6 protein-coding genes and 2 pseudogenes are annotated in these 6,715 nt (G+C 70.2%); all 8 read right to left on the reverse strand.

The features are described 5' to 3' along the window. A pseudogene (locus tag WBL05_RS00335) lies at nt 1-239 on the reverse strand (IS5/IS1182 family transposase); the annotation flags it as partial. A gap of 425 nt (nt 240-664) precedes the next feature. Then, the gene (gene lgt, locus WBL05_RS00340; RefSeq protein WP_424223008.1) at nt 665-1,528 is read right to left on the reverse strand and encodes a prolipoprotein diacylglyceryl transferase; all 864 of its coding nucleotides are present in this window, start codon (nt 1,526-1,528) and stop codon (nt 665-667) included. Continuing rightward, the gene (gene trpA / locus WBL05_RS00345) at nt 1,525-2,346 is read right to left on the reverse strand and encodes a tryptophan synthase subunit alpha (RefSeq protein ID WP_424223013.1); all 822 of its coding nucleotides are present in this window, start codon (nt 2,344-2,346) and stop codon (nt 1,525-1,527) included. The genes lgt and trpA overlap by 4 nt, the downstream gene beginning before the upstream one ends. Before the next feature lie 17 nt (nt 2,347-2,363). After that, the gene (gene trpB / locus WBL05_RS00350; protein WP_424223009.1) at nt 2,364-3,608 is read right to left on the reverse strand and encodes a tryptophan synthase subunit beta; all 1,245 of its coding nucleotides are present in this window, start codon (nt 3,606-3,608) and stop codon (nt 2,364-2,366) included. Further along, on the reverse strand, nt 3,605-4,405 hold the full coding sequence (gene trpC, locus WBL05_RS00355) for an indole-3-glycerol phosphate synthase TrpC (RefSeq protein ID WP_424223010.1): 801 nt from the start codon (nt 4,403-4,405) through the stop codon (nt 3,605-3,607). Before trpC ends, trpB begins: the two co-directional genes overlap by 4 nt. Further along, on the reverse strand, nt 4,402-5,919 hold the full coding sequence (locus WBL05_RS00360) for an anthranilate synthase component I (protein WP_424223011.1): 1,518 nt from the start codon (nt 5,917-5,919) through the stop codon (nt 4,402-4,404). The genes trpC and WBL05_RS00360 overlap by 4 nt, the downstream gene beginning before the upstream one ends. Nucleotides 5,920-5,930: 11 nt before the next feature. Next, the gene (gene hisI / locus WBL05_RS00365; RefSeq protein ID WP_424223012.1) at nt 5,931-6,299 is read right to left on the reverse strand and encodes a phosphoribosyl-AMP cyclohydrolase; all 369 of its coding nucleotides are present in this window, start codon (nt 6,297-6,299) and stop codon (nt 5,931-5,933) included. Between the two features lie 104 nt (nt 6,300-6,403). Beyond that, nucleotides 6,404-6,715 (reverse strand): annotated as a pseudogene (locus tag WBL05_RS00370) (Asp-tRNA(Asn)/Glu-tRNA(Gln) amidotransferase subunit GatB); the annotation flags it as partial.

Here is a 6,715-nt window from a genome sequence, read left to right on the forward strand (position 1 = left end):
TGGCCTCGCGGTCCGAAAGACCGTGCAGCGCCTGCAGCACCAGCACCGTCGCGACCACGTCCGCCGGCACCGACGGCCGACCGCGCGCCGAGCGGAACAAGTCGGCGAACATCTCCTCCGGGAACAAGCGCCAACCGTTGCTCAGCCAGGAACGCGAACACACTCCCCGGCTCAAGCAACTCCCCGGCCATCGACTCCGCATCGAACAGATCCCGCTGATCCCGCGATCGCCCCTGCACACGACCAAGGCTCCCGCACCCGGCCCCACCACCCGGGCACAGACACGCACTTGTTCAGCAGTCTCCTAGCCCTTGGGGTGTGGGGCAGACGGTCGCGCGGCGACGCTGAGATAGAGGCAATCTGCTCACCGGACGCGTCGGGTTCGAGCCCGATGATGGCGAACAGCTCTGTCACGGCCATGCTCCGACCCGTTACGCCGTCGCGATCGACGAAGAAATCAGCCGGGCCGCACCGCGGGCCGAGGACACGTTGCCCTTCGCGCAAGCGGGTCGCGGCGATTACCGGCGCACTCGTGGGCGTCGAGATCACCGCCATGATCGCGTTGAGACCATTGACCTTGTTGTAGCCGTAGGCGGGCCCCATCCTTGCTTGCCACAGGAGCACTCGGCGTCGACCCACCCAACAAACTCCGGCGGATCGAGGCTCAGCGTGGCCGGGCCGGGACCAGCCCGCCCTGGGGAGCGGGGAAGCCGAAGGGCCACAGCTGGTAGCCGGGGTGTCGCCGCAACTGCCAGACCAGCAGGACGATCGCACCGATGAAGCCGATCAGCGAGACGTAGCTGTTGAGCCGCCAGCCGCCGACGTAATTGACCGGGTCGATCCGCAGACCCTCGATGAAGAACCGGCCGAAGGTGTACCAGATGACGTAGCAGGTGAACAGCTTGCCACGACCCAGCTTGAACCGCCGTTCGGCCCACAGCAGGAGGAAGCCACCCAGCCCCGTCCAGGTCATCTCGTAGAGGAAGGCGGGATGGTAGGTGGCCACCGTTTCGTAGCCGTCCGGCCGGAACTGCGGGTCCACGTAGAGCGCCCAGGGCGCATCGGTGGGTCGTCCGAACAGTTCCTGGTTGAACCAGTTGCCCAATCTGCCGATGCACTGGGCGAACAGCAGTCCGGGGGCGATCGCGTCGGCCAGGGCACCGAAGCTGAACCGGTAGCGTCGGGCCAGCGCCCAGGCGGCCAGCCCGCCGAGCATCACCCCGCCCCAGATGCCCAGCCCACCGCTACGAATGTTGAACGCCTGCCATGGGTTACGGCCGGGGCCGAAGTAGAGCTGGTAATCGGTGATCACGTGGTAGAGGCGGGCACCGATGATCCCGACCACCACCATGATCAACGCTATCGTGTCGAAGCGGTCGGCGTCCCCGCCGCGCTGGACGAACCGGCGGCGGCTCAGCCACGCGGCCACGAAGATGCCGACCAGCACGCAGATGGCGTAGTAACGGATCTCGACCGGCCCGAGGAAGAACCCGCCGGAAGATGGGCTCGGGATCTGCAGCGGGATCACTGGCGGCTCCGGCGAACCCCGGCGGCCAGTTCGCTCGCCTTGGCCCGCAGCGCACCGAGGGCGTCGGTGCCGGCATCATCCGCGGCGATCAGGCAGTTGACCAGCGCCGAACCGACAATGACCCCATCGGCGTAACCGGCCACCTCGGCGGCCTGGTCGCCGTTGGACACCCCCAACCCGACCCCGACCGGCAGGCTGGGGTCGGCCTGGCGGGCCCGCTGGACGATCACCGGCGCGGCGGCCGAGGTGTGGGAGCGGGCCCCGGTGACACCCATCACGGAGGTGGCGTACACCCAGCCCCGGCAGGCCTGCATGGTCTGCCGGATCCGCTCGTCGGTGGAGCTGGGCGCGATCAGGAAGACCCGGTCGAGCCCGTACTCGTCGGAGGCGGCCAGCCAGTCATCGGCCTCGTCGGGGGTCAGGTCGGGGGTGATCAGGCCGGCGCCGCCGGCGGCCGACAGGTCGCGGGCGAAGGCGTCCACCCCGTAGCGTTCGACCAGGTTCCAGTAGATCATCACCATCGGGACGGCCCCGGCGGTGGCGACGCTCTCGGCTGCCATGAAGATGTCCCGCGTCCGGACGCCCCGTTGCAGCGCCCGGGTCGTGGCGTGCTGGATCGCCAGCCCGTCCATCATGGGGTCGGAGTAGGGCATGCCGATCTCGACCAGGTCTGCGCCCAGCCCGTCGGCGCCCTCGATCACCGCCCGCATGGCGTCCAGCGAGGCGGACACCGATGGGAAGCCGACCGGCAGGTAGGCGACGAAGGCGGCCCGGCCGTCGTGCCTGGCCTGCCGCAGGACGTGACCCGACACGCCCAGTCGCGGATCAACCGCGATCACGGCAGTGCTCCGGTGCTCTTGTCGGCCTCACCACGGATACCGAAGTACGCCATCGCGGTGTCGACGTCCTTGTCCCCCCGCCCGGACAGGTTGACCACGATCAGTGGCCGGGCGTCCGGGTCGGTCTCGGCGATCCTCAGTCCCAGCCTGCGGGCACCAGCGACCGCGTGGGCCGATTCGATGGCCGGTATGATGCCCTCGGCGCGGCTGAGCAGCCGGAAGGCGTTCATCGCCTCCGCGTCGTCCACCGGCTCGTAGGTCGCCCGGCCGGTCTTTGCCAGCAGCGCGTGCTGCGGGCCGACCGCCGGGTAGTCCAGGCCGGCCGAGATCGAGTGTGATTCGATGGTCTGCCCGTCGGCGTCCTGCAGCACGTAGGTGCGGGTGCCGTGCAGCACGCCGATCGAACCTCCCGCGATGGACGCGGCGTGCCGTCCGGTGTCGACGCCGGCCCCGCCGGCCTCGAAGCCGTACAGCTTGACCCGGTCGTCATCGATGAAGTCGGCGAACATGCCGATCGCGTTGGAGCCGCCACCCACGCACGCGCAGACGATGTCGGGCAGCCGGCCGTAGCGCTGGAGCACCTGGTCGCGGGCCTCGGTGCTGATGATTCGCTGGAACTCCCGGACCATCATCGGGAACGGGTGCGGCCCCGATGCGCTGCCGATCAGGTAGTGGGTGTTCTCGACGTTGGTGACCCAGTCCCGCATCGCCTCGTTCATGGCGTCCTTCAGGGTCTGGCTGCCCGCCTCGACGGCCACCACCTCGGCGCCGAGCAGTTGCATCCGGGCCACGTTGAGTGCCTGACGTTCGGTGTCGACCCGCCCCATGTAGACCCGGCAATCCAGGCCCAGCAGGGCGGCGATGGTGGCGGTGGCCACCCCGTGCTGGCCGGCGCCGGTCTCGGCGATGACCCGGGTCTTGCCCATCCGCCTGGTCAGCAGGCCCTGCCCGATGACGTTGTTGATCTTGTGCGAACCGGTGTGGTTCAGGTCCTCCCGCTTGAGCAGGATGGTCGCGTTGCCGCAGTGCTGGCTGAACCGCCTGGCCTCGGTGAGCGGCGTCGGACGGCCGGCGTAGTTGACCTGCAGGTCGGCGGCCTCGGCGGCGAAGTCGGGATCGGCTTGCGCCTGGTGGAACGCGTCGGTGAGTTGGGCCAGGGCGGCCCGCAACGCCTCGGGGACGAAGCTGCCGCCGAACAGCTCGAAGTGGCCGCGCGCGTCGGGGTACTCAGAACGCGTCATCGGTTGTCCTCGGCGTCGGCTGCGGCAACCAGGGCGGCGATGGCAGCGCTCGGATCGGCGTTGGTGACCAGGGCCTCACCGACCAGGATGGCGTCCGCCCCGGCGGCCCGGACCCGGGCGGCGTCCCGAGGCCCCAGGATGCCGGACTCGGCTACCTTCACCGCGTCGGCGGGCAGCAGCGGCACGATGGTCTCGAACATCGCCAGGTCGACCTCGAGGGTCTTGAGGTTGCGATTGTTGACCCCGACCAGCTGGGCGCCGAGGTCGGCGGCCCGGCGGGCCTCGTCGGGGGTGTGCACCTCGACCAGTGGGGTCAGCCCCAGCCCGACGGCGAGGGTGTGCAGGCTCGCCAACTGGTCATCATCGAGTGACGCCACGATCAGCAGCACCAGGTCGGCACCGTGGGCGCGCGCCTCGTACACCTGGTAGGGCTCGACGACGAAGTCCTTGCGCAGCACCGGCAGGTCGACCGCTTCCCGCACCGCCGCCAGGTCGGCCAGCGAACCGCCGAACCGCCGTCGTTCGGTGAGCACCGAGATGGCCGCCGCCCCGCCGGTGGCGTAGGCGCGGGCCAGCTCTGCCGGTTCGTCGATCTCGGCCAGCGCCCCCTTGGACGGGCTGGACCGTTTCACCTCGGCGATCACCGCCAGCCGTGATGCGCGCAGAGCCGGCATCGGATCGCGGGTGGGCGGGGCCTCCACCGCCTGCGCGATGATCTTGTCCAGTGGCAGGGCGGTCACCCGTTCGGCCAGGTCCTCGCGGACCCCGGCGACGATCTGGTCCAGCACATTGCTCACGGCATCTCCTTCTCGACCCGCTGCAGACCGGCGGCCCGGGCCACCGAGCCCAGCACCGCAGCGGCCTTGTCACGGGTCTCCTCGTCCTCGTTCTTCGGCACCGAGTCGGCCACGATACCCGCGCCCGCCTGCACGTAGGCGATGCCGTCCTTCAGCAACGCGGTCCGGATGGCGATCGCCGCATCCGAGTCGCCGGCGAAGTCGAAGTAGCCGACCACTCCCCCGTACGGGCCACGTCGGGACACCTCGAGGGAGTCGATGATCTCCATCGCCCGCATCTTCGGCGCCCCCGACAGCGTACCTGCCGGGAAGCAGGCCATCGTCACGTCCAGCGCGCTGCGGCCGGGCTGCACGCGACCGACCACGCTGGCCTCCAGGTGCATGACGTGGCTGTAGCGGTGCACCGACATGAACTCGGTCACCTCGACGGTGCCCGGTTCGCACACCCGGCCCAGGTCGTTGCGGCCCAGGTCGACCAGCATCAGGTGCTCGGCCCGTTCCTTCTCGTCGGCCAGCAGTTCGCGTTCCATCGCCAGGTCAGACGCCGGATCGGCGCCGCGCGGCCGGGTACCCGCGATCGGGCGGGTGGTCGCCAGCCCCGATTTCACCGTCACCAGCGCCTCCGGGCTGGAGCCGACCAGCGCGAAGCCGCCCTGCTCGTCGGCCAGGCGCAGCAGATAGAGGTGGGGGCTGGGGTTGGTCAACCTGAGTTCGCGGTATACCGCCAGTGCGTCGGCCTCGACGTCCAGTTCGAACCGCTGGCTGGGCACCACCTGGAAGACGTCCCCCGCGGCGATGTGCTGCCTGGCCCGCTCGACCACCTCGACGAACTCCTGCTGGCTGCGCTGCCGCCTGATCCGTGCGGACGCGTCGGGAGTGCGGGTGGCCAGCAGGCTGCGGCGAGGTCCGGCCAGCCGGGCGGCCATCGCCCGGACACGGTCCACCGCGTCCCGCCAGGCCTGCTCGGCGCGCTCGGGCGAGGCGTCGAAGTTGATGGCGTTGGCGATCAGCCACACCTCGCCGGTGTGGTGGTCGAGGACGGCCAGGTCGCTGGCCAGCATCATCACCATGTCGGGCACGCCGATATCGTCGGGGTTGGAGTCGGGGATCCGCTCAAGCTCCCGGACCAGGTCGTAGCCGAGGTAGCCGACCATCCCGGAGGTGAACGGCGGCAGGGCGGGGTCCCGTGGGGTGTGCAGCAGTTCCAGCACCTCACCCAGCACCTGCAACGGCGCGCCCTCGATCGGCAGGCCGCTGATCGGACGACGTCCCCGCCAGGTGATCCGGCCGTCGTCACCGACCAGGGTGGCGGCGCTGTTCACCCCGACGAACGACCAGCGTGACCAGACCCCCTGCTCGGCCGATTCGAACAGGAAGGTGCCCGGCCGGTCACCACACAGCTGCTCGTAGAGGCCCACCGGGGTGATGTCGTCGGCGAGCAGCCGGGCGTGCACGCTGATCACCCGCCGGCTGGTGCCCTGTTCGAGGAAACCGGCGAGGTCCGGCTTGATCATGGACTCGGCTATCACTGTTCCTCCGCCGCCAGGATGACGCCACCGGCATCGAAGCAGCTGGTGGTGCCGGTGTGGCAGGCCGGCCCGATCTGGTCGACCTGCAGCAGCAGCGCGTCGCCGTCACAGTCGACGCTGAGTTCGCGGACGTGCTGGGTGTGGCCGCTGGTCGCGCCCTTGCGCCACAACTCGCCGCGGCTGCGTGACCAGTAGGTTGCCTGCCGGGTGGCCAGTGTGCGGGCCAGCGCGTCGTCGTTCATCCAGGCCACCATCAGTACCCGGCCGGTCCCGGCGTCCTGCACCACGGCGGCCACCAGGCCGTCCGCGGTGCGCTTCAGGCGCCCGGCGATGTTCGCGGGCAACTGCGGGATCTGATCGGCCATGGCGCCATTGTTCACCATCACCGCCAACCGCCCCGTCGCCGTTTCCCATGGCGGACCACAGCCGCCACGCACGCCGCCAGCCGGCGCCGGGCGCTGCGGTGGTGTCAGGCCAGCTTCTCCATCACCAGTTCCCGCACCCGGGCGGCGTCCGCCTGGCCCCTCATCGCCTTCATCACCGCGCCGATCAACGCACCGGCGGCCTGTACCTTGCCGTCGCGGACCTTCTGGGCCACCGCCGGGTTGGCGGCGATCGCCTGCTCCACCGCCTTCGACAACGCCCCGTCGTCGCTGACCACCGCCAGACCCCGGGACGCCACCACCTCGGCGGGCTCCCCCTCGCCTGCCAGCACGCCGTCGATCACCTGGCGGGCCAGCTTGTCGGTCAGTGTGCCGTCGTCCACCAGTGCCTGCAGGGC

The organism is Brooklawnia sp. (assembly GCF_049651565.1).
In the GTDB taxonomy this organism is placed as follows: domain Bacteria; phylum Actinomycetota; class Actinomycetes; order Propionibacteriales; family Propionibacteriaceae; genus Brooklawnia.